We start from the raw sequence: 23,600 nt of genomic DNA on the forward strand, positions 1-23,600 counted from the left end.
ATGGCTTTGGCCATTGCCCCGCACCCCGCATGGCGCGAGTATTCCTCTGTTGTTTACGGTTCCCCAACCTAATAAAAACACAGAGGGATTCTGGCAATGCGCGATTACTTGTCTGCCACCCAGCAGTTTGATTATCAGCACACCGTGGACGCCGCACTCAGCGGCTCGCTCGAGGCGCTCAACGCTTGCGTCGAATGTTGTGACCGTCACGCCTTGCCGGGGCGCATCGCGCTGTTCTGGGAGGGGCGCGATGGCGCCAGTGCGACTTACACCTTCAGTGATCTGCAGGACAAGGCCGCGCGTTTCGCCAATTTCCTGCTTGCCCAAGGCGTGAAGAGGGGCGACAAAGTCGCCGGCCTGTTGCCGCGCAATATCGAATTGCTCATCACCGTATTCGCCACTTGGCGCATCGGTGCGGTGTATCAACCACTGTTCACCGCGTTCGGCCCCAAAGCCCTCGAACATCGCCTGAACAGCTCCGGTGCCAAAGTCGTGGTGACCGACGCTGTCAACCGGCCGAAGCTCAGCGAAGTCGCCGATTGCCCGACACTGGTTACCGTCGGTGGCCCGAAAGGCCAGGGCATCGTCCGTGGCGACTTCAGTTTCTGGGCCGAGCTACCCAACCATTCCAATGTCTGCGAACCGGTGATGCTGACCGGCGAAGACCCGTTCCTGCTGATGTTCACCTCGGGCACCACCGGCCCGTCGAAAGCGCTGTCGGTGCCGCTCAAGGCAGTCGTGGCGTTTCAGAGCTACACCCGTGATGCCGTGGATCTGCGCCCGGAAGATGCGTTCTGGAACGTCGCCGATCCAGGCTGGGCCTACGGCATTTATTTCGGTGTCACCGGCCCGTTGTCGATGGGCCACCCGATCACCTTCTACGATGGCCCGTTCACCCTCGAAAGCACGTGCCGGGTGATCAACAAGTACGGCATCACCAACCTCACCGGTTCGCCCACGGCGTATCGCCTGCTGATTGCCGGCGGCGACGAGTTCGCCAAGTCGATCAAGGGCAAGCTGCGGATCGTCAGCAGCGCCGGCGAGCCGTTGAACCCGGAAGTGATCCGTTGGTTCGCCGACAACCTCGACGTGGTCATTCACGATCACTACGGCCAGACTGAACTGGGTATGGTCCTGTGCAACCACCACGGCCTCGAACACCCGATCCACCTCGGCGCCGCCGGGTTTGCTTCGCCGGGCCATCGCATCGTGGTGCTCGACGATCAGTACAACGAACTCGGCGTCGGTCAGCCCGGGATCCTCGCCATCGACCGCACACAGTCGCCGATGTGCTGGTTCGCCGGTTACGAAGGCGCGCCGACCAAGGCCTTCGTCGGCGATTACTACCTGAGCGGCGACACCGTCGAGTGGAACCCGGACGGCAGCATCAGCTTCGTCGGTCGCAGCGATGATGTCATCACCACGTCCGGCTACCGGGTCGGCCCGTTCGACGTGGAAAGCGCCTTGATCGAACACCCGGCAGTGGTCGAAGCGGCGGTTGTCGGCAAACCCGATCCTGAGCGCACCGAACTGGTCAAAGCCTTCGTCGTGCTCAACCCGCAATACCGCGCGGAACCTGCGCTGGCCGAAGAGTTGCGCCAACACGTGCGCAAGCGTCTGGCCGCGCATTCGTATCCCCGTGAAATCGAATTTGTCAGCGAGTTGCCGAAAACCCCGAGCGGCAAATTGCAGCGCTTTATCTTGCGCAACCAGGAAATCGCCAAGGCTCAAGAGGCCGCGGCGCACAACGTTTCAGCTTGATTCCAAGGAAACAATCATGCAGATCGAGAACAAGGTTTTTATCGTCACCGGCGGCGCATCCGGCCTGGGTGCCGCCACCGCTGAGTTACTGGTGAGCGCCGGCGCCAAAGTGATGCTGGTGGACATGAATGCCGACGCCGTTGCCGCCCAGGCCCAGCGCCTTGGTGCGCAGAGCGTGGTAGCCGATATCAGCAACGAAGCCGCCGCCGAAGCCGCCGTGCAGGCGACCGTTAAAGCCTTTGGCAGCCTCAACGGGCTGGTGAACTGTGCCGGAATCGTTCGCGGCGAGAAGATCCTCGGCAAAAACGGCCCGCACACCTTGTCCAGTTTCGCTCAGGTGATCAACGTCAACCTGATCGGCAGCTTCAACATGCTGCGCCTCGCAGCGGCAGCGATTGCCGAAAGCGAGGCCAACGCTGACGGCGAGCGTGGCGTGATTATCAACACTGCATCGGTCGCTGCGTTCGACGGCCAGATTGGCCAGGCCGCGTACTCCGCGTCCAAAGGCGCCATCGCCAGCCTGACCCTGCCTGCCGCCCGGGAACTGGCGCGCTTCGGCATCCGCGTGATGACCATTGCCCCGGGCATTTTCGAAACCCCGATGATGGCTGGCATGACCCCGGAAGTGCGCGATTCGCTGGCCGCCGGTGTACCGTTCCCGCCGCGTCTGGGCAAGCCTGCCGAGTACGCTGCGCTGGTGCGGCATATCATTGAAAACAGCATGCTCAACGGCGAGGTGATCCGTCTCGACGGCGCCTTGCGCATGGCCGCCAAGTAAGGAGGATTTCTCATGACCATCTCCAACGATCCGATTGTCATCGTCAGCGCCGTCCGCACCCCGATGGGCGGTTTTCAGGGCGAACTGAAAAGCCTGACCGCGCCGCAACTAGGCGCCGCTGCAATCAAGGCTGCGGTCGAACGCGCCGGTGTCGCCTCCGATGCAGTCGATGAAGTGTTGTTCGGCTGCGTGCTGCCGGCCGGTCTCGGCCAGGCGCCTGCGCGTCAGGCCGCACTGGGCGCCGGGCTGGACAAATCCACTCGCTGCACCACCGTCAACAAGATGTGCGGCTCGGGCATGGAAACCACCATCCTGGCCCACGACATGCTGCTGGCCGGCAGCGCCGATGTGGTGATCGCCGGCGGCATGGAAAGCATGTCCAACGCGCCGTACCTGCTGGACCGCGCCCGCGCCGGTTACCGCATGGGCCACGGCCGGGTGCTGGACTCGATGTTCCTCGACGGCCTCGAAGACGCTTACGACAAGGGCCGGCTGATGGGCACCTTCGCCGAAGATTGCGCTGAAACCAACGACTTCAGTCGTGAGGCTCAAGACGCTTTCGCCATCGCCTCGACCACCCGCGCCCAACAGGCGATCAAGGACGGCAGCTTCAAGGACGAAATCGTTCCGCTGACCGTGACCGTCGGCAAAGAACAAGTGGTCATCAGCAACGACGAGCAGCCGCCAAAAGCCAAACTGGACAAGATCGCTTCGCTGAAACCGGCGTTCCGCGAGGGCGGCACCGTAACCGCAGCCAACTCCAGCTCGATCTCCGACGGCGCCGCCGCGCTAGTGCTGATGCGCCAGTCGCAAGCGCAGAAACAGGGTCTGAAACCGCTGGCGGTGATTCATGGTCACGCGGCCTTCGCCGACACCCCGGGCCTGTTCCCGGTGGCACCGATTGGCGCGATCAAGAAACTGATGAAGAAAACCGGCTGGTCGCTGGATCAGGTCGACTTGTTCGAAGTCAACGAAGCCTTCGCTGTGGTCGGCATGGCGGCGATGAAGCACCTGGACATTCCACACGACAAACTCAACATCCACGGCGGTGCCTGCGCCCTGGGCCACCCGATCGGGGCCTCCGGCGCGCGCATTCTGGTGACCTTGCTCTCGGCCCTGCGCCAGAAAGGCCTGAAACGCGGCGTCGCGGCGATCTGCATCGGCGGCGGCGAAGCCACGGCGATGGCTGTCGAGTGCGTCTGAACCCGAGTTAAGGATTTGCCATGATTCCCAATGACGACCAACAACAAATCCGCGACATGGCTCGGCAATTTGCCGAGGAACGGCTGAAACCGTTCGCCGCCGAGTGGGATCGCGAACACCGCTTTCCGAAAGAAGCCATCGGCGAAATGGCCGGGCTGGGCTTCTTCGGCATGCTGGTGCCGGAGCAGTGGGGCGGTTGCGACACCGGTTACCTGGCCTACGCCATGGCCCTGGAAGAGATCGCCGCCGGCGACGGCGCCTGCTCGACGATCATGAGCGTGCACAACTCGGTGGGTTGTGTGCCGATCCTCAAGTTTGGCAACGACGACCAGCGCGAACGTTTCCTCAAACCACTGGCCAGCGGCGAGATGCTCGGTGCATTTGCCCTGACCGAACCGCAGGCCGGTTCCGACGCCAGCAGCCTGAAAACCCGCGCACGCCTTGAAGGCGATCACTACGTGCTCAACGGCTGCAAACAGTTCATCACCTCCGGGCAGAACGCCGGAATCGTGATCGTGTTTGCGGTCACCGATCCAAGTGCCGGCAAGCGCGGGATCAGCGCGTTCATCGTGCCGACCGACTCGCCGGGCTACAAAGTCGCCCGGGTTGAAGACAAGCTCGGCCAGCACGCTTCGGACACCTGTCAGATTCTGTTCGAAGACGTGAAAGTGCCAGTGGCCAACCGTTTGGGCGAGGAGGGCGAGGGTTACAAAATCGCCCTGGCCAACCTTGAAGGCGGCCGTGTCGGCATTGCTTCGCAATCGGTGGGCATGGCCCGCGCCGCGTTCGAAGCAGCTCGTGATTACGCCCGTGAACGTGATACCTTCGGCAAGCCGATCATCGAGCATCAGGCCGTGGCTTTCCGCCTCGCGGACATGGCCACTCAGATCGCCGTGGCGCGGCAGATGGTGCATTACGCCGCCGCTCTGCGCGACAGCGGCCAGCCGGCGCTGGTCGAGGCGTCGATGGCCAAATTGTTCGCCTCGGAAATGGCCGAGAAGGTCTGCTCCATGGCCTTGCAAACCCTCGGCGGTTACGGTTACCTCAACGACTTCCCGCTGGAGCGCATCTACCGCGACGTGCGGGTCTGCCAGATCTACGAAGGCACCAGCGACATTCAGCGCATGGTCATTTCGCGCAATCTTTGAGAAGGAATCTGCACATGAGTTACGAAACGATTTTGCTGGAAACCCATGGCCGCGTCGGCGTCATCACCTTGAACCGTCCGCAGGCGCTGAATGCCCTCAACGCGCAACTGGTCAGCGAAGTGAACCGCGCCCTCGACGGCCTGGAAGCCGACGCGAACATCGGCTGCATCGTCATCACCGGTTCCAAGAAAGCCTTCGCCGCCGGCGCTGACATCAAGGAAATGGCTGATCTGACCTACCCGCAGATCTACATGGACGACCTGTTCAGCGACAGCGACCGCGTGGCCAACCGCCGCAAGCCGATCATCGCTGCCGTCAACGGCTTTGCCCTCGGCGGCGGCTGTGAACTGGCGCTGATGTGCGACTTCATCCTGGCCGGTGACAACGCCAAATTCGGCCAACCGGAAATCAACCTTGGCGTGCTGCCGGGCATGGGCGGCACCCAGCGCCTGACCCGCGCCGTGGGCAAGGCCAAGGCCATGGAAATGTGCCTGAGCGGGCGTTTGATCGACGCGGTGGAGGCCGAGCGTTGTGGCATCGTTGCGCGGATCGTGCCGAGCGACGAGTTGCTGGATGAGGCGCTGAAAGTCGCGGCGGTGATCGCCAGCAAGTCGCTGCCGATTGCGATGATGGTCAAGGAAAGCGTCAATCGCGCGTTCGAAGTGAACCTGACTGAAGGCGTGCGTTTCGAGCGCCGGGTGTTCCATGCGGCGTTTGCGACGCAGGATCAGAAGGAAGGGATGGCAGCGTTTGTGGCCAAGCGGTCGCCGGAGTTCCAAGGCAAGTAATGGCGTTCGCCCCCACGCATTGCGTGGGGGCGCCCAATCAGAGTTGGTAGTTCTTCAACTCCCGAGCAATCACCATCCGCTGTATCTCGCTCGACCCCTCATAGATCTGGGTAATCCGCGCATCCCGGTAGTATTTCTCCACCGGGTAATCCTCCAGATACCCATACCCGCCATGAATCTGAATCGCTGACGAGCACACCTTTTCAGCCATCTCCGAAGCAAACAGCTTGGCCTGCGAAGCCTCCGACAGACACGGTTTGCCCGCCGTGCGAAGCCGCGCCGCATGCAGGATCATCAGGCGCGCGGCGTTGATCTGCATCTGCATGTCGGCCAGCAGGTTGGCGATGCTCTGGTGCTCGACAATCGCCTTGCCGAACTGCACCCGATCACGGGCATAACCCAGCGCTGCTTCAAACGCCGCACGGGCGATGCCCAATGCTTGCGCCGCGATGCCGATGCGTCCGCCTTCAAGGTTGGAAAGGGCAATCGCCAAACCTTTACCGCGTTCACCCAACAGATTCGCTTCAGGAATGCTGCAATTGTTCAGCGTCACCGCGCAGGTGTCGGAGGCGCGAATGCCCATCTTGTGTTCGGTGCGGTCGACGATGAAACCCGGCGTATCGGTCGGCACCAGAAACGCCGAGATGCCGCGCTTGCCGAGATCCGGATCAGTCACCGCAAACACAATCGCCAGTTTCGCTCGCTTGCCGTTGCTGACAAATTGCTTGGCGCCGTTGATTACCCATTGCCCGTCGCGCAGTTCGGCGCGGGTGCGCAGGTTGTGCGCTTCGGAGCCGGCCTGGGGCTCGGTCAGGCAGAAGCAGCCGATCACCGCGCCACTGGCCAGATCCGCCAACCAGGTCTGTTTCTGTTCTTCGTTGCCGTAGTTGAGCACCGGCCCGCAGCCCACCGAGTTGTGGATGCTCATGAACGCGCCGGTAGCGCCGTCACCGGCAGAAATCTCTTCCACCGCCAGCGCATAGGCCACGTAGTCGACGTAAGTGCCACCCCATTCTTCCGACACCACCATGCCCAGCAGGCCGAGTTCGCCCATCTTCGCCACCAGACCGTCATCAATCCAGCCGGCCTTTTCCCAGGCCTGGGCGTGAGGGGCGATTTCGCCACGGGCAAAGTCCCGGGCCATGTCGCGGATCATTACCTGGTCTTCAGTCAATTCGAGATCGTGCATGGCTCAGCTCCCGCTCTCTGCGAAACCGTGGAAGAAACTCGCGACGTGCTCGGCGTGCAACGCGGCAAGGGTCGGCGGGTTCCAGCGTGGTGATTTGTCTTTGTCGATCAGCAGGGCGCGCACGCCTTCGATCAGGTCGCCGCGTTCGAACCACTGGCGATCCAGATGCAGTTCGAGGGCGAAGCACTGTTCCAGGCTCAGGTGCCGGCCGCGACGCAGCATTTCCAGGGTCACGCCCATGGCCAGCGGCGAACGGGTTTCCAGCAGGTCGGCAGTGGTGGTTGCCCATTCATGGCTGTCGGCGACGGTCACGGCGCGCAGTTGCTCGACGATGCTCGGCACGTCAGGCAAGGCGAAGAAGTGGTCGATGGCCGGGCGCAAGGCTTCAAGCGGCGCATCCGGCAGGGTTTGCACGGCGTGGCGGGCCAGCAGGTTTTGCAGATCCTTCAACGGCGTATCGTGCCACTCCAGGTGATCGAGCTGTTCGTCGAGGATGCCGAGTTTGCTGCTGTCCAGATACCAGTCGGCGAGGCCGCAATACAGCGCATCCGCCGCACGGATCTGCACGCCGCTGACGCCCAGATAAATCCCCAGCTCGCCGGGAATCCGCGGCAGGAAATAACTGCCACCGACATCCGGGAAATAGCCGATCGCCACTTCCGGCATCGCCAGACGGCTCTTCTCTGTGACCACCCGCAGATCGGCGCCTTGCACCAGGCCCATGCCGCCGCCGAGGACAAAACCGTCCATCAGCGCCAACACCGGTTTGCGGTAATGGTGGATCGTCAGGTCGAGGGCGTATTCCTCGACGAAGAAATCTTCGTGCAGCGTGTCGCCGCTTTTGTGGCTGTCGTACAGGGATCGAATGTCGCCACCGGCACAGAAAGCTTTCTCGCCGGCACCGCGCAGCACGACGGCGTGGATATCGGCATCGGCGGCCCAGGCGTCCAGGTGTTGCTGGAGCTGGCGCACCATGTCGAGGGTCAGGGCATTGAGGCCGGCGGGGCGGTTGAGGGTCAGATGACCGATGTGATTGCGAACCTCGGCCAGCACTTCGTGTGGCGTGGCATCCATGGACGAAGTCCGCGGGGATGAAGCCTGAGCAGTCATCACTAACTCCCTGCTTTTATTGTCTTTATTCGAGAAGCCCGCGCGCGGGCGTTAGCGGATCGTAACAGTGCAAATTTGCCGTGTACAACGGGGATATGTGCATGGGGTGTCTGCATTTTTGCTTGGCCCGGAAGGCCGCTTGCGGACGTTGATTCCCGTCCCGGCCGTCATTTACCGCAGAACTGTGCCTGAAGGGTCCGGGCGCAAAACAGCAGGGCGCGTCTGGCTTCTTCATGGGCGGCGGGGTAGTTCATAAAGCCGTGGCGCATGCCCGAAAACTCTTTGTGTTTTACTGTGACACCTGCTTTGCGCAGTTGTGCAGCGTAGGCACGGCCTTCATCACGCAGAACGTCATGTCCGCAGGTGATGATCAGTGTCCGAGGCAATCCATGCAGCGACGCGCTGAGTAGAGGAGATAGCCGTGTATCCGTTCGAGATGTTCCGGGCGGTAGATAGTGACCGAGGTACCATTCGAGCATGTCTGTGGTCAGCCCACGCCCTTGCGCGAACTTTGTGTGGGAGCGTCGGCGCGTGTGGCAGTCGAGCAAAGGATAAAGCAACAACTGAAAGCAGATACGTGGTCTGTCACATTCAGTGTCGCGCTGGCTGATAACGGCGGCCATCCCGCCTCCTGAGCCACCTCCTGCGACTGCAATTGCTGAAGAGTCCAGTCCGGAACCGGCGCCTTGTCGCGTCACCCACTTGAAAGCTGTCCAGCAGTCTTCCAGAGCTGCCGGAAACACGTGTTCCGGAGGACGGGCGTAATCAACGGCAACCACTTTGCAACCGGCCCACTCACACATCAACCGACAGAACCCGTCATGGGTGTCCAGGTCTCCCGTGACCCAGCCACCGCCGTGGAAGAAAACCAGCACGGGAAACGGCCCCTTGCCGGGTGGCGTGTATAGGCGCAGCGGCAGTGACCGGCCCTGGCTTTCAATCGCCAGATCATGAACGCAGGTCACTTGCGCCTGACGCAGCGCCGTTCTGGTGTCCTCTACAGTCAACGAGGTTTCATTCATGGCCGCAACCCTTGCCCGAACGGGCCTCTGCCTCGATCTCGATAACGTATTCAGGGCTGACCAGTCGAGAGACTTCCAGCAGCATTGTCGTCGGTGGATACCCTTCGAAAAACGCTTTGTGCGCCCGCGCGATTTCTGGCAAGAGATCCATGTTGGTGGTGTACATGCGTGTGGCAATGATGCGGCTACGATCTTCACCCAGTTGTTTCAGCGCCTGTTCGATGATTTTCAGGCATCGCCGTGTCTGGGCATAGGCATCACCGGGCTTGAAGGGCTTGCCGTTCTTGCGAAATGCCACCGTACCTCCGACCAGAATAGTGTTGCCGGCCTTCACGGCTCTGCAGTAACCGGCGAGGCGTTCCCAAGGTGCTCCGGAATAAACACGTTTGAATTTCATGGTTAAGACTCCTGTCCCAGATCGACCGGAAGCGTCTTCAAACCCCGGAATTGCAGGTTGTTGTTTCGCCACGTGCCAGGCCGGCGTGCGATGAGGTGCAAGTGGGGAAAACGTTTCAACAGCGAGGTGAACACGATCTCGGCCTCAAGCCGGAACAGCGCCGTGCCCATGCAGAAGTGTTCACCTCTCCCGAACGTCAGGTGTTCGTTCCTTGGTCGACGTATATCGAAGTTATCGGGATCGGGGAATTTTGTCGGGTCACGATTGGCGGCGGCCCGGACCAGATAAACCAGCTGTCCCTTTTTCATCGTGACGTCGCCGATGGTGACGTCCTCCATGAGCACCCTATGGCTCAGAGAACCGGCAGGATCGAAGCGCAGCATTTCTTCAATGAATGAGCCAATCAATGTCGGGTCTGCCAACAGAGTCTTGAGTTGTCCGGGATGCTTCAGCAAATGCAACAGGCCGAGGCTCAACTGGTCTGCGCTGGTGGTGTAGCCCGCCACCAGAATGAACACGATCTGTGCCAGCACTTCATCGAGACTGGCGGCGCTGTTCTGACCACTCTCCAGTACCCGGCTCACGAGATCATCCCTGGGTTGCCTGCGCCGTTGTTCAATGAGAACAGCGAACCAGGCGTACATCTCCTTGATACCTTCCATGGCCTGCTCCGGTCCTTGATCCGCGTCCTGGCTGCCGCCAAGGAACATCACGATGTCTCGTGTCCAGCGCCGAAGATTCAACGCCTCGTCATCTTCCATGCCATACAGCCTGGCCAGAATCAGTGCCGGAATCCGGTCAAAAAACCCGGTTTTCAAATCGGTCTGCCCGTGTAAACCTGACAGTTCTCGATCAGTGATGTCTTGAATGACCGTCCGCAAGGACTCGATGGAGCGCGGTGTGAAGGCATTACCCAGTAACTGACGGCTGGCTTTGTGAAACTTGCCATCCTGGGAGTACATCCATCCGGACGCCAGCTTGATGAATTCGGTTACGTGCATGCGTTTGTTTCCAGGCACCCGGGAATCAATCAGTTGTTGCATGCGGTCTGAAGAGAATCGCCGGGAATCGGCCTGTGCGGCGAAGACATCGCTATAGCGGGTCAGAAACCAGGCGTGCAAATGTTCGCACCAATAGACCGGCCGATTTTCCCGTAGCCAGGCGTAGGCCTTGTAAGGATTGCGAATCGTATTGCGGTTCGAGAAATTCGGCTCATTGTCGTACAGCGGTTTTGTGAAGCGCTTTACGTAATCCTTTTTGCCGATGGGGGCGCTCACCAGCTCTGACGGTGGTTTGAGCAGCTTGTTGATCAAGAGCAATTGAGCTTTGGTGGAGTGTCGCTCCAGCTCGGTGCCTACGACGAGCCCCCAGTCATAAAGTTTCGAGGAAAAGACACCGACGATGTCCTGAAGTGTCTCGGCTGACACTAGCGAATGGCGTTTGCCTTCTTCGATTATCAGATCCAGCGCGCGGGCGCAGGTGAGCGCAACCGCCTGGCGATGGGTGAACTCACCGGCATTGCGGCACTGATCGACAATCTGCGATTCAATCCGTTGGGCGATGTTTTCGCTGGCAAACCGTGGCCGGTTTATGGCGTCCCGTGCAACCTGACAGCACAGGACGTTGTTATCGCCTGCGAAGGTCGTGCTGATCTCGTGATCCATGCACAAGGTGATGATTTGATTGTCATGGTGAAATCCCTGCGAACCACATAATTCTCTGCATGCCCTCATGACCTCAAGTCCCAGCCATGTGCCGGTGCTTTTGACGATGGCCGCGAGGATATGCAGCTCTGTTCTGCGGGACGGCTGATGCCAGCACGCTTCGAATCGCGCCAGCACTGCATGCTCCAGCAACCTCAAGGCCAAGACTTTGAGTTGCTCGACATAAAGTCGCTGTCGAAACAGAGGCCTGGTGAGGAGAGGTTGGTTGTTGTCGTCAGCCCTGACCAAACGATGGCAAGCGAAGCGGTACGTCAGATAAACACACATACCGGCGGCACCACGTGCGCCAGCGATAAGGAAAAGTCGCTCCTGAATGAAGGTCTGCATCGCACATGTCAGGCGTTCCTTTCGTGGAACCTCACTGGTGAAAACACCGTCGGGAGATAACCTGGCATAGCGTTGCATCATCGCGTCCGGCGATAGCTTCATTTCAGAAAAACGGATGCCGGCAACTTGATTGGCGTGAATGCCACCCTTGGGATCGCAGGAGGTAACGCTGACACCAGGCAGGAGTGGACCGTTCGCTTTCTCGCGAATTCGTACCCGGAACCAATGCAACCCCTCGTCCACGTCATTGACGATCAGACGTCCCAGCACCATTACCACCCCTGCTGCGTGCAATGCGTTGCCGATCCAGAATTTGCAGGACTGCGGTGTGGGAGAGTTCAGAATCAGGCAATGGTTTTGCGGGTCATAGGTGATTGTGGTTTGCAGGTTGCCGACATCGGAGCCGCTGACGATCTCCGTGCAGCCGAAAGCGTAGACCGCACCCAACTCGCAGATTTCTTGGTGGTACTGCGCGGTCTGAAGCTGACTGCCGTGGGCAAACAATGCATCGCCGGCAATGAAGTGGTCGACGATGCAGGCAAGCAATGAATAGTCCCAGGCGCCGATAAACGCTGCTCGCTCAAGCATCAACCTGAAAGCGGACTTATAGCGCTGGCCCAGCCACATGTCATTGGTCATGAGCCCATTGCCGATGATCGCGCGCATACGATCGATATTCAGATCCATGTATGCGCGCAGCGACAGGCGATGACGCTTCCCGGGGTCGAAAAGGGGTGTTTGCAGTAAATGCAGTAGTGGGTCGCTCATGAAACGTTCCTCTCGCAGATTTCGAAACCATGGATTCGAAAACCACCAGATTCGCGGAGCTGGCGAAAAACACACTTGCCCGCCTGCTACAGGCGGGGCATTTGGGCGGACTGCTGATTACGCAGAAATGCGGTGTTTGAGGAAAATAACGGTTCAGTCAAAGCGCAAAGCCAGCTCGCTTCTCAACGGCATTGAGCGTTTTCCTATAGCCAGACTACCGATGTCATCGCTACTGGACATTACAGCGGGCCAGACTTCAAAGTGAAAGGCAGACAGATCTGTGCGGTACAAAGTTGAAAGGTAGTCGTTGGTCATGTCTTGGCAAGGACGTTCGATAACCTTCGGTCGGATCACGTTTTACCCGCGACCACTAAGCACTTCACTGATGCTCCGCCGCTTGGCATGCAACTCACTGGCATGAATCAACTGCTCCAGGTCCTCCGGCGTGACATCGATGAATGCTTCCATGTCGGCCAGCGCCCGTTTCAGGTCTTCGGCGGTGATGGCCTGATTGTCGACCGGCGCCACGGCCGGCGCAGGTTCGGCGGGGCGCTTCGGGTAGCGGATGCGGGTCAGGTTGTTGTAGGCCAAAGCGGCCAGCAGCATGCACGCGGCGCTGAGCATCACCGGTTCCAGGGCTTTCCAGTCCATGGCGATGGTCATCGGATCGGCCAGCACCATCGTCAATGCCACCGCGCCGGCCGGTGGATGCAGGCAGCGCAGCCAGCACATCAGGATCAGCGCCATGCCTGCCGCGAGGCACGCGCTGCCCAAGGTTCGTCCGAGGACGTGGGCCACCAGCAACGCGACGACGCCCGCACACAGGTAGCCGCCGATGATCGACCACGGCTGGGCGAGGGCGCCGGAGGACACCGCGAACAACAGCACCGCCGAAGCACCCAGCGGACCGATCAGGTGGTAGGCCACTTCAATGCCGAACACCTGACTGCATGCCCACACACTGAACAACGTGCCCAGGGCCATGCCGATCGCGGCGCGGCTCCATTCGGTGGGGCGGGTGTTGATGGCAGCGGGCAACCAGCGAGCGAGCATGAAGAACCGATCCTCTTGGGGAAACCGAAGGCAAAAAAAAGGACTTGTCCGTCAACCCGGAAAGTCCTTCGAAGCGTTCCAACTATTGGGGGAGGAACGTGCACAGTGTGCCAAGCAATCATGATGCTGACAAATTCATATAAATGCATCTTCAGTGCATTATTTGTGAAGTAAAGCCACCCGCTGCCCGCTCATGAAGCACAGAAACCCGCCCATCGCGGTCAGCGCGCTGAGCGCGTAGAACATGGTAGGCGCCGGCGTGTGCATCAACAGGAAGCCGCAAATCACCGGGCTCAACGCGCCGCCAAGCGCTGCGAGGTTCTGCGCGCCGTAATAGCTACCACGCAGTTCTTCCGGGGCCAGGGTGTCGACGAACAGGAACTCCGACGGATAAATGATCATCTCGCCAAGGGTGAAGATGAACATCGCGATGCACCACGTCACCAGGCTGTCGGCCAGGCTGAAGCCGATCAGGCCGAGGATGAACAGACTGGTGCCGGCGGCGATCCAGTAGCGCAGTTTTTCCCGGTTGAGAAAGCGGCCGATCTGGTATTGCAACAGGATTACCGCGATGGCGTTGCAGGCGAGCAGGGCGGCCATGGTTTGCAACGCGCGTTGCGAGTCTTCGACCACCAGCAGGTATTGCGACAGGTACAGCGTGAAACGCCCGTGAACCACGGTGCTGAGCAAACAACCGAAGGTGAACATGATCAGCGTGCGGTCGTTTTTCAGGGTAATCAGGGTTTTCAGGAAGCTTTGCGGCTGGCTGATGGCGGCAACCGGGCTGGCGTCCCTGGGAATACCGATCATCAGGAAGATGCTGCCGAAGGCTATGCCGGCGGCAATCAGGAACGGCGCAATCGGGTATACACCGGCGATCACCACACCCAGCATCGGGCCGGTGGCGTAGCCGATGTTGGTCAGGGTGTAGCGCAGGGAAAACGCCTTGGCCCGCTGACCCATGGGCAGGTTTTCACTGAGGATCGCCTTGGACCCGATCAGGAACAGCGCCGAAGCGGTTTCGGTGATGACCAGGGTGGCGGTCGTCAGGTACAGGTCTTTGGCGAAGGTCAGCAGCACGAAGCCGATGGCGCTGGAGAGCATCGCCAGAATCAGCAACCGACGCTTCTCGAGTCGATCGATGATGTAGCCGCCGTACAGCGCAAGCAGGGTGGCGATGAACACCGCGATGCCCAACAACAACCCGACGTCCTGTTGGTTGAGGCCGAGCTTGTTGCTCAAAAACAGCGTGAGCAAAGGGCTGGTGATGGCACGGCTGACGACGATGGTCAACGAAACGATCATCAGACGGCGGATAACGAGCGAGTAGGTGGCCACGGAAAATCAAATGTCCTTATTCGGTTAACAGGTGCTCGAGATCGCGCACGGAATCCAGCGTTTGCAGTTGCCACAGCTGCGCCAAAAGCGGTTCGGCCTTGACCGGTGAAATCACTCGCAACGCCAGACTGAAAAACTTTTCCTCCAGCGCCGCCTCGCTCAGCGGATTGCCCGGCGCACCCAGCGGCACCTCGACGCACAGGCTCGCCTCACGCCCGTCGCGGGTTCGAACAATGACCACCGGCTCGCCATCCTCCGACAGTCGCTCATCCACTTCAAGGCGAATGCGCGTCAGCCATTGAGCGATGCGCGGATCGTTGCGCGGCTGCTCATCGTAAGCCTCGAGTCGACAGTGCCCGTGCACCAGTCGCGCGGCGAGGGCGTAGGGCAGGCTCATCTGCGCGGCGGCGAGGCTGCGGGTGTCGCGACCGCCACACATGTCGAGCAGAAACCCGCACAGGTTCACCTGGACGTCTTCCACCTGATCGGCGCCGACCTGCAATTGCTCCAGCAACAAACCGAGCGCATCGATCGCCGAATGGGTGCCACGGCAGGCGGCGTAGGGTTTGATCGAACAGCGCGCGAGTTTCCAGACCTGTCCCAACCCGGCGTCCAATGCATCCGGTTGCGCGCTACCCGGCGCGAGAGTCTTGAGAAATCCCCCCCAGACATCATCGAACAACACCGACGGCCCGCTGACGCCTTCGCGAGCAAAACGCGCCGCGAGCAGACCACCTTCGGCAGCGCGTCCGCTGTGCAGTTTCTTGCTTTGCGAACCGTCGTGGATGAACGCCCACAACCCGCCGCTGAAACTGCCGGCGATGCCCAGCGCCGACACCGTTTGCCCGACATCCAGCGCAAAGATCCGCGCACAGGCCGCGGCCGCGCCGAACACGCCGCAGGTGGCGGTGGAGTGCCAACCGGCGCTGTTGTGCGCCGCATAACTGCCGCAGGCTTCCAGCACCCGCCGGCCGATTTCATAGCCGATCACCACAGCAGTGATGAACTCGCGACCGTCCACCGGGCGATCCACCAGTGACAGCGCCGCCATCACCGCCGGCAGCACCACCGCGCCGGAATGATCGCAACCGCCGGTGTCGTCCAGTTCCAGCGCATGGGCGGCGATACCGTTGAGCAATGCGGCGTGCCCCGCACCGACGCCCAGTGTTGTACCCCAGACCAGTGCGGTGCCCGGTTCGGCGCCGAACACCTGCCGAGCCTGGAGCGCCACCGCACTGTCGGCCCCGGCCAGCGCTGCGCCGAAGGTGTCGAGAATGTGTCGCTTGGCCTGTTCCACCAACGCTGGGGGCAGATCTTCAAACCGGGTCTCGGCGCAAAACTGTGCCAGCCGCTGCATGCGTTCGGTCATACGAGGTAGTCCCGATAGTGGCGTTCATACACTGACGCTGGGTGATCCTGCGCGACCGGCGCCGCCGTTTGCGCCCACCACTGCGCGACTTCGGCGCCGGTGGCGATCCACACGTCGTCATGCTGCTGAATGCCTTGCAGCAATTCGCGCAGCACGCCGATGCGCCCCGGCGTGGCAATGATTTCCGGGTGCAGGCGCAGCACGTAGCACAGTCCGAAGCGGTGAAATCCGGCGAAGTCCATTTGCAGGTTGCCCAGGGTGTGGCTGTAGGAGGCGATCCGCGATTGCGCCGGCGGCACGGCCGGGCTCAGGTTGAAGGCGAAATAGGGTTCGTCTTCCAGTTCGTAATGCAGCGGCAACTCGACGACTTCAGGCGCGGTTGGATGAAGGAACGGCAGGTCATCGCCGCGCCATGAGGACGACCAGTGGATGCCGTGATCCTTCAAGGCTTCGATGAATCCCGGTGCGCCGTTACCCGCAGGAATCCGGAAACCGGTCGGACGCACGCCGGTCATTGCTTTCAGCGCTGCGCAGCCTTTGGCGATTTCCGCGCTTTGGGCTGCCAGATCCAGCGTGTCGTAATCCTGATGGCGGTAGCCGGCGCAGGCGATTTCATGGCCGTCAGCCTGGATCGCGGCGATATGCTGCGGGTTTTCCTCGGCGACGATGCCGGGCACGAACCAGCTGCTGCGCACCCCGAGTTCCCTGAACAGGCCGAGCAATCGCTCTACACCCCGTTGTGTGCCGTAGCGCCACACCGACAACGTCTTGTCGCGCCCGGCAACTTCCGGGGCCTGGGTGAGAATGCCGTGGATGTCGTTGTAATCGACGGTCAGCACCACCGCGCAGCGTTTGCGGGCGGGCCAGAGATTGTCAGCGTCAGCCATGGTGATGCTCCTTCAGCCACCAGCGTGCTACGTCGCGACAGGTGGCGAACCACACGTCATCGCGCTGGCGCATGTGTTCGAAGAGTTTCTCCAACAACAGGATGCGTCCCGGTTTGCCGGTGATTTTCGGGTGGAACAGGGTGGTCAGGCACAGGCCTTCGTCCATCGCGCCGTCGTACTCGCGCTGCCAGTTGTCGAGGGTCAGCTCGTAGCTGGCGGTGCGGTCGAGCCCGGAAGGAAAGTTCGGTGCGCGGGTGTAGGCGAGGGAGGCGTAGTCGTCCATTTCCCAGCGGCCGGGGATTTCCACCAAGGGCGTGTCGTGGCCGGGGACGTTGACCAGATACGGGCGATCATCGCCGCGCATGCTGCTGGAATAGATGACGCCGTTGTCCGCCAGCATCGCTGGCGTCTCGGCACGCCAGTCGCCGGACGGAGTGCGAAAGCCCTCGGCGCGGATGTGCAGGTATTGCCAGAAGACGTCGCGGGACTTGTTCATCACGGCCTGCTGCTGGTCCAGCGTCAGGGCGTAGAAGGATTCGTGTTTGTAGCCGTGGTAGGCGACCTCATGGCCGCGCTCGACGACGGCCTGGCACTGTTTCGGCCAGTTTTCCACGACCCACGCGGGGACGAAGAAGGTGGTCGGGATCTTGAAGGTGTCGAGCAGATCCAGCAGGCGTGGCAATGCGCGGTAGGGTCCGTAGCCGCCGAAGCCGAAATACTCGGGTTTGTGCCAGATCGAGTTGTTGAGCATGGCATCGCCGGTCGGGCCGTCGAGGTCGAAGGCCAGGGCCAGGCAGGCTTTGTGCTGGTCGGGCCAGGTGGGTTGCAGGGAGGACATCAAAGGCGCTCCGGCTGTTCATGAAAAAGGCGCCGACCGGTTGGGTCGGCGCAGACCGGTTTACTTGCCGGCGTTAATGGTCACTTCCTTGATCGCACCCAGTTCCAGATCCCACTTTTTCAGGATCGCGTTATAGCTGCCGTCATCCACCATGCTCTGCAGCGCGACTTTCACGGCTTCACTCAGCTCAGGCTTCTTCTTGCTCACACCCAGCCCGGTGAACTGCACGGAGATCGGCTGGCCGACCGTTTTGTACATGTCCTTTTCCTGGGTCTTGAGGTACGACAGGGTTTCGCTGCCCTGCATCGCCGCATCGATCCGGCTCTGACGCAGTTGGGCACGGGCGTCGGCCGAGCCTTCGGTGCCAATCACGTTGATCGCAGGTTTGCCTGCGGCCTCACAGTGTTCCTTGCTCCACGCGGCGATTTCTGCCGGGAACGTGGTGCGGCGGCTGGTGCCGACTTTCTTGCCGCACAGGTCGATGATCTCGTTGGTCGCGGTGTTTTTCTGCAAGGTGTAGAACTGCGGGCCGCTGGTGAAGTAGTCGACGAAGGTCACGCTGGCCTGACGCTCGGCGGTGTCGGTCATGCCCGACAGGACCATGTCCACGCGGTCGGTGGTCAGGGCGTTGATCATTTGCTCGAAGCCGGTTTCCTGCCACTTGATCTTGATCCCGAGGCGCTCGGCCAGGGCGTTGCCCAGGTCGTAGTCCAGACCGGTGAGCTTGTTGGTGGCCGGGTCCTTGAAGTCCATCGGCGGGTAGTTGGGCATGATCGCGACGACGATCTCGCCTTTCTCCTTGATGCTGGCCGGCAAGTCGGCGGCCACGGCGAAACCGCAAGACATGAGGGAGGTGAGTACTGCTGGGATAACGAAGTTCTTCATGGACGTTCTCTTATGTGTGTTGTGAAGGCCAAAGGGGCCTCAGGTTCGAACGGCAGAAATGAAGCTTTGGGTGCGCGGGTTTTGCGGACTTATTAGTATTTCTTCGGGGCTTCCAGCCTCCACGATCTGCCCGCCGTCCATGAACACCATGCGGTTGGAAACCTCACGGGCGAAGCCCAGTTCATGGGTGACGACGATCATGGTCATGCCGGTCTGCGCCAGATCGCGCATCACCGACAGCACCTCACCGACCAGTTCCGGGTCGAGTGCCGAAGTGGGTTCATCGAACAGCATCAGCTTGGGTCGCATAGCCAGGGCGCGGGCAATCGCCACCCGTTGCTGCTGACCGCCCGACAGTTCAATCGGGTAGCTGTCGCGCTTATCGGCCAGGCCGACCCGGGCCAGCAGTTCCAGGGCTTCTTCGTGCGCCTCCTTGGGCGAACGCTTGAGGACCTGACACGGGCCTTCGATGATGTTTTGCAGCACGGTCATGTGCGGAAACAGGTTGAAACGCTGGAACACCATGCCGGTGGCCAGGCGCTGGCGGGCGATCTGCGACTCGTTGAGTTCGTGCAGCTTGTGCCCGACGACGCGGTAGCCGACCAGTTCGCCGTCGACCCAGAGGCCGCCCTTGTCGATCTTTTCCAGCTGATTGACGCAGCGCAGCAGGGTGCTCTTGCCCGAGCCGGACGGGCCGATGATGCACAGCACTTCGCCTTGCTCGACCTCGATGTTGATGTCCTTGAGCGCGTGGTACTGGTCGTAATATTTGTTCAGGCTCACGGCCTTGACGATGCTTCTCATGACGGATTCCTCAAGAACGCTTGCCGGCGCCGCGAGCGAAACGACGCTCCAGACGGCTTTGACCAAAGGACAGGACGGTGACGGTGGCCAGGTACCAGATACCGGCGACGATCAGCAGCTCCATGACTCGGGCGTTGGCGTAGTAGATGTTCTGGGCGTTGTAGAGCAGTTCCGAGTACTGGATGACGCTCGCCAGCGAGGTCATTTTCACCATGCCGATGAATTCGTTGCCGACCGGCGGAATGATGATCCGCATGGCCTGGGGCAAGATGATCCGGCGCAGTGCTTGCAGGCGCGGCATGCCGATCGACTTGGCCGCTTCGTACTGACCGGTGTCCACCGACAGCAGACCGGCACGCACCACTTCTGCGGTGTAGGCACCCTGGTTGATGCTCAAGCCGAGCAGGGCGGCCACGAAGGGCGTCATCAGGCTCACCGTGTCGAGTTGGAACAGGCCGGGAATGCCGATGGTGGGGAAGATCAGCGCCAGGTTGAACCACAACAGCAGTTGCAGAATCAGCGGCGTACCGCGAAACAGCCAGGTGTAGGTCAGCGCCACGTAGCGCAGGATCGGGTTGGCCGACATGCGCATGATGGCGGTGATGACCCCGAACACGATGCCCAGCGCCATGGCCAGCACAGCCATGATGATCGTGTTGAACAGGCCCCACATGATTGCTTCGGAGGTGAGGAACTGGCCGATGTACGACCATTCGATCTTGCCTTCGGCGAAGGCCCGCACCAGGCCGATGATGGCGATGACGATCACGGTGGCGAAGAAAATCCGCCCGTAATAGCGCCGTGGCACGTGCTGGTACTGGGTAATGTCGAACTGGTTTTCCGCCAGTTTACGCTCCGCCTGGAGTCGTTCTGCCTGAGTCTGGCTCATGGTGTTTCTCCGTACACTGTACTTTTCGATCACCCCCCTCCCGGTGGGAGGGGGACCCGGCTCAGAGGCGGAAGCCCTGGTAGTTTTCGGTCCACTGTTGCTGTGCGGCGAGGGCGGTTTTCAAGCGGCCGATCTGCTCGCGCACCTGTTGTGGCGCGGTGCCGCCCCAACCGCTGCGGGCAGCGATGGCGGCTTCCAGGGTCAGGCTGTCACGCACGTCTGCCGTGAGGCGCGGGTCGATCTCGGCCAGCAATGCCGGCGAGGCTTCCCACAATTCGAGGTCGTGTTTTTCGCAGGCTTGCACCAGCGCTCCGGTGATTTCGTGGGCTTCCTTGAACGGCACACCGCGCACCGCCAGCCAGTCGGCGACTTCGGTGGCGAGGGTGAAACCCAGCGGCGCCTGACGCCGCAGTTCCTCGACGTTGACGGTCATGGTCGCAACCATTCCGGCCATGGCCGGCAGCACCAGCAGCAGGGTGTCGACGCTGTCGAGCACGCCGTTCTTGTCTTCGCTCAGGTCGCGGTTGTACGACAGCGGCAGGGATTTGAGCGTCGAGAGCAGGCCGGTCAGGTTGCCGATCAGGCGGCCAGCCTTGCCCCGCGCCAGTTCGGCGATGTCGGGGTTTTTCTTCTGCGGCATGATCGAACTGCCGGTAGCGTAGGCGTCGTCGAGATCGACCCAGCGGAACTGGCGCGACGACCACAGGCAGAACTCTTCGGCCAGACGCGAGATGTTGATCCCGAGCATGCTGGCGATAAACAGGAACTCGGCGACGTGATCACGGCTGGCCACGGCGTCGATGGAGTTTTCGCAAACCCCGGCGTAGCCCATTTCCTTGGCCGATTGCTGCGGCTGGCGAGCGATGGCGGAACCGGCCATGGCCGCAGCACCGAGGGGCGACAGCGAAGTGCGAGCGTCCCAGTCCACCAGGCGCTGCACGTCGCGCAACATCGATTGCGCGTGGGCCAGCAGGTGATGGGCGAACACGATCGGTTGCGCCTGCTGCAAGTGGGTGAAGCCCGGGCAGATGCTTTCGACGTGCTGCTCGGCCTGATCCACCAGCGCCGTTTGCAGGGCCAGCACTTCCACAGCCAGGGTGCGCACGTGATCGCGCAGGAACAGGCGCAGGTCGTTGGCGGTCTGGTCGTTGCGCGAGCGGCCGGCGCGCAGCTTGCCACCCAGTGCGCCGAGGCGCTCGGTCAGCAGGCGCTCGATGAAGGTGTGAACGTCTTCGTCGTCCATCGTCGGGGCGATGCGCCCGGCAGCGAAATCGGCACCGATGCCGTCCAGGGCTTCGATCATCGTGCGGGTTTCCTGCTCATCGAGCAGGCCGGCACGTTGCAGTTCCCCGGCGTGGGCTTTGGAACCGGCCAGGTCGTACGGCGTCAGGCGGAAATAGCGCTCGGGGCAACGGGACAGGGCCGCCAGGGCTGCGGAAGGGCCGCTTTTGAAACGGGCACCCCAGAGACGGTCGGTGGTTTGAGACATTTGTTGTTTTCCTCGTCGGTAACGCGAACTGAAATCGGTGTGCTGGGCCCTGAAAATCGCGCTGACTATTTAGCGGACAGCAGCGGACAGAATCAGGCCAAAGCAGTTTTCAAGAGGGCAGTTGCAAAGAGACAAGAGCTGATCGAAGTGTCAGCTTTTAATGTTTTGCGATCAGTGAGTTGGCACTGATGTTCGGGATTTTTTGGCGGTTGCCAAGGCCTGTTTTCTGTGGTCATTATTATTAGTCGGCGATGTTTTTGTTGTTGGACACAGATTGTTGAACATTGCGCCAGAGGTAAATCAGCATTATGGAAACCCCACTTTCCAATTCCGGAAACCCGCCGCTGAAAACGGCTCACCGAGCGCCACTGGCCCTCAGCGGACTGGATTTCAAACTGCTCAAGGTGTTCAAGGCCGTGGTCGAGGCGGGAGGCTTCAGCGCCGCGCAAAACGAGCTGAACGTGGGCCTTGCGGCCATCAGCAAGCAGATCTCCGACCTGGAAATCCGCATCGGCATGCGCCTGTGTACCCGGGGGCGCGAGGGGTTTCACCTGACCGAGGAAGGGCGTCTGGTGTATCAGGCGTCGATTGATCTTTTCGCGTCGGTTGACAACTTTCGGGATCGGCTTAGTTCAGCGCAGAATGAACTTATCGGCGACCTTGGAGTGGGCGTTATTGATAATACGATCAGCGACCTTAATTCGCCGTTAGTTGCTGCGCTTAAAAAGATAAATGAAGAATCTCCGAAAGTAAGATTTCAACTTCAGGCCACCCAGCTGGATGAAGTGGAAAGAGGTGTGGTAGAAGGGCGCCTGGTAGCGGGAATAGTGCCGGTCTATCAAAAGCGCGAAGAGTTTGATTATTACCCGTTATATGAAGAACGTTCGGAGGTTTACTGCGCTGTGGGCCATCCGTTGTTCGACATGCCGGAAGCACAAATGAACAGCGACGTGCTGCAGGATTACGAGTGCATCAACCACCGCTACGCAATCCATCGCGACAAGCTCAACTTTGCCCGCTACGACAGCTTTTCCGCCTCGGCGACCCAGGTCGAAGCTGTGGCGCTGCTGATCAAGACTGGGCGCTTCGTAGGTTTCCTGCCCCAGCATTACGCAGCCACACTGGTGGCGGCGGGGCAGTTTCGTGCGGTGCTGCCGGAGCGAATCAACATCGCCACGCCGTTCAATCTGATCCTGCGTCACAACACCGTGCGCAGTCCGTTGGTGAAGGCATTCGCTCAGGCGTTGGGCGTTGATCTGAAGGCGCCGCTGTAATTCAGCCGAGCATCAATCGCATCGCGCAACGTCGCTCACCGGGCAAACCGTAGGCGATTTCGTCGTTGAGTACTTCGATCAAACGCGGTCCGGCGTCCACTTCGTTCAATGGGATAAAACCCATGCGTTGATAGAACGGCGCATTCCACGGCAGGTCGCGGAAAGTGGTCAGGGTGATTGCCTCAAGTTGCTGCCATCGCGCACGTTCAATCACGCCCAACAGCAACTTGCGACCGATGCCCCGGCCCTGAAAGTCTTGACTGACGGACAGTTCCTCGACGTGTAACTGGTTGTCGATTTCGACTGCCCTTAAAAAACCTGCAAGTTGTCCGACAGTAGTGTCTGCAACCCATACATGTCCCTGCTCGATGGCCTGTAAATGCTGCGCGGCGTCGGGTACATCGCTGTCGGCCAGCCAGGCCAGGTTCGGGTCGAGACGAAACAGTTCGGCGGCCGAACGTTCGATGGCGGGGAGGGCGGCCGCGTCAGCGGGCCGGGCGAGGCGAATAATGAATGTCATGCGGGAACTGCCGAAGGCTGTGATCCTGGGAAAATCCGC

At 60.8% G+C, this 23,600-nt stretch carries 21 protein-coding genes; 6 read left to right on the top strand and 15 right to left on the bottom strand.

Translation table 11 applies throughout. The features are described 5' to 3' along the window. Positions 1–96 precede the first annotated feature (96 nt). From NH234_RS14690 to NH234_RS14710, 5 genes are read left to right on the top strand one after another with little or no spacing between them, the layout of a single operon-like run. The gene (locus tag NH234_RS14690; protein ID WP_367253194.1) at positions 97–1,761 is read left to right on the top strand and encodes an AMP-binding protein; all 1,665 of its coding nucleotides are present in this window, start codon (positions 97–99) and stop codon (positions 1,759–1,761) included. Between the two features lie 16 nt (positions 1,762–1,777). Further along, positions 1,778–2,539: an SDR family NAD(P)-dependent oxidoreductase gene (locus NH234_RS14695; protein WP_230731039.1), complete on the top strand. Its 762-nt coding sequence runs from the start codon at positions 1,778–1,780 to the stop codon at positions 2,537–2,539. 12 nt (positions 2,540–2,551) lie between these two features. Continuing rightward, positions 2,552–3,742 carry an acetyl-CoA C-acyltransferase gene (locus NH234_RS14700; protein WP_367253195.1) on the top strand — a complete coding sequence of 397 codons (1,191 nt, stop codon included), beginning with the start codon at positions 2,552–2,554 and terminating at the stop codon, positions 3,740–3,742. A 20-nt stretch (positions 3,743–3,762) separates the two neighbouring features. Beyond that, positions 3,763–4,890 (top strand): acyl-CoA dehydrogenase, encoded by a 1,128-nt coding sequence (locus NH234_RS14705; RefSeq protein ID WP_011334278.1) that lies wholly within the window; start codon positions 3,763–3,765, stop codon positions 4,888–4,890. Positions 4,891–4,904: 14 nt separating this feature from the next. Beyond that, positions 4,905–5,678: an enoyl-CoA hydratase gene (locus NH234_RS14710; RefSeq protein ID WP_085730850.1), complete on the top strand. Its 774-nt coding sequence runs from the start codon at positions 4,905–4,907 to the stop codon at positions 5,676–5,678. A 37-nt stretch (positions 5,679–5,715) separates the two neighbouring features. On the opposite strand, the gene NH234_RS14715 is transcribed toward NH234_RS14710, so the two are convergent. The 14 genes from NH234_RS14715 to argH form a co-directional block, all read right to left on the bottom strand. Then, on the bottom strand, positions 5,716–6,867 hold the full coding sequence (locus NH234_RS14715) for an acyl-CoA dehydrogenase family protein (protein ID WP_367253196.1): 1,152 nt from the start codon (positions 6,865–6,867) through the stop codon (positions 5,716–5,718). Positions 6,868–6,870: 3 nt separating this feature from the next. Then, entirely contained in the window at positions 6,871–7,977 is a 1,107-nt protein-coding gene (locus NH234_RS14720; protein WP_367253197.1) for an enoyl-CoA hydratase/isomerase family protein, read from the bottom strand. Between the two features lie 167 nt (positions 7,978–8,144). Beyond that, entirely contained in the window at positions 8,145–8,999 is an 855-nt protein-coding gene (locus NH234_RS14725; protein WP_367253198.1) for an alpha/beta hydrolase, read from the bottom strand. After that, a complete protein-coding gene (locus NH234_RS14730) occupies positions 8,992–9,396 on the bottom strand; it encodes a RidA family protein (RefSeq protein ID WP_367253199.1) in 405 nt (134 codons plus the stop codon). Before NH234_RS14730 ends, NH234_RS14725 begins: the two co-directional genes overlap by 8 nt. 2 nt (positions 9,397–9,398) lie before the next feature. Beyond that, positions 9,399–12,215: a cytochrome P450 gene (locus tag NH234_RS14735; RefSeq protein WP_367253200.1), complete on the bottom strand. Its 2,817-nt coding sequence runs from the start codon at positions 12,213–12,215 to the stop codon at positions 9,399–9,401. 357 nt (positions 12,216–12,572) lie between these two features. Next, a complete protein-coding gene (locus tag NH234_RS14740) occupies positions 12,573–13,268 on the bottom strand; it encodes an HPP family protein (protein ID WP_367253201.1) in 696 nt (231 codons plus the stop codon). A 159-nt stretch (positions 13,269–13,427) separates the two neighbouring features. Continuing rightward, positions 13,428–14,606 carry an MFS transporter gene (locus NH234_RS14745; protein WP_367253202.1) on the bottom strand — a complete coding sequence of 393 codons (1,179 nt, stop codon included), beginning with the start codon at positions 14,604–14,606 and terminating at the stop codon, positions 13,428–13,430. Between the two features lie 16 nt (positions 14,607–14,622). Further along, positions 14,623–15,975 carry an MmgE/PrpD family protein gene (locus NH234_RS14750; RefSeq protein WP_367253203.1) on the bottom strand — a complete coding sequence of 451 codons (1,353 nt, stop codon included), beginning with the start codon at positions 15,973–15,975 and terminating at the stop codon, positions 14,623–14,625. Further along, positions 15,972–16,862, bottom strand: a complete 891-nt coding sequence (locus tag NH234_RS14755; protein WP_367253204.1) for a polysaccharide deacetylase — start codon at positions 16,860–16,862, stop codon at positions 15,972–15,974. Before NH234_RS14755 ends, NH234_RS14750 begins: the two co-directional genes overlap by 4 nt. Beyond that, a complete protein-coding gene (locus tag NH234_RS14760) occupies positions 16,855–17,703 on the bottom strand; it encodes a polysaccharide deacetylase (RefSeq protein ID WP_367253205.1) in 849 nt (282 codons plus the stop codon). Before NH234_RS14760 ends, NH234_RS14755 begins: the two co-directional genes overlap by 8 nt. Positions 17,704–17,760: 57 nt before the next feature. Next, positions 17,761–18,585, bottom strand: a complete 825-nt coding sequence (locus NH234_RS14765; protein ID WP_085730858.1) for an ABC transporter substrate-binding protein — start codon at positions 18,583–18,585, stop codon at positions 17,761–17,763. A 39-nt stretch (positions 18,586–18,624) separates the two neighbouring features. Next, entirely contained in the window at positions 18,625–19,389 is a 765-nt protein-coding gene (locus tag NH234_RS14770) for an amino acid ABC transporter ATP-binding protein (protein WP_064381510.1), read from the bottom strand. A 10-nt stretch (positions 19,390–19,399) separates the two neighbouring features. Then, positions 19,400–20,278, bottom strand: coding sequence for an amino acid ABC transporter permease (locus NH234_RS14775; RefSeq protein ID WP_085730859.1), 879 nt, complete (start codon positions 20,276–20,278; stop codon positions 19,400–19,402). 61 nt (positions 20,279–20,339) lie between these two features. Then, positions 20,340–21,767, bottom strand: a complete 1,428-nt coding sequence (gene argH / locus NH234_RS14780; protein WP_085730860.1) for an argininosuccinate lyase — start codon at positions 21,765–21,767, stop codon at positions 20,340–20,342. Positions 21,768–22,075: 308 nt separating this feature from the next. On the opposite strand from argH, the gene NH234_RS14785 reads away from it, so the two are divergent. After that, on the top strand, positions 22,076–23,041 hold the full coding sequence (locus tag NH234_RS14785; RefSeq protein WP_085730861.1) for a LysR family transcriptional regulator: 966 nt from the start codon (positions 22,076–22,078) through the stop codon (positions 23,039–23,041). A 1-nt stretch (position 23,042) separates the two neighbouring features. On the opposite strand, the gene NH234_RS14790 is transcribed toward NH234_RS14785, so the two are convergent. Beyond that, positions 23,043–23,561 carry a GNAT family N-acetyltransferase gene (locus tag NH234_RS14790; protein WP_085730862.1) on the bottom strand — a complete coding sequence of 173 codons (519 nt, stop codon included), beginning with the start codon at positions 23,559–23,561 and terminating at the stop codon, positions 23,043–23,045. Positions 23,562–23,600: the final 39 nt, after the last annotated feature.

The sequence above is a fragment of the Pseudomonas sp. stari2 genome, assembly GCF_040760005.1.
Classification (GTDB): Bacteria; Pseudomonadota; Gammaproteobacteria; order Pseudomonadales; family Pseudomonadaceae; genus Aquipseudomonas.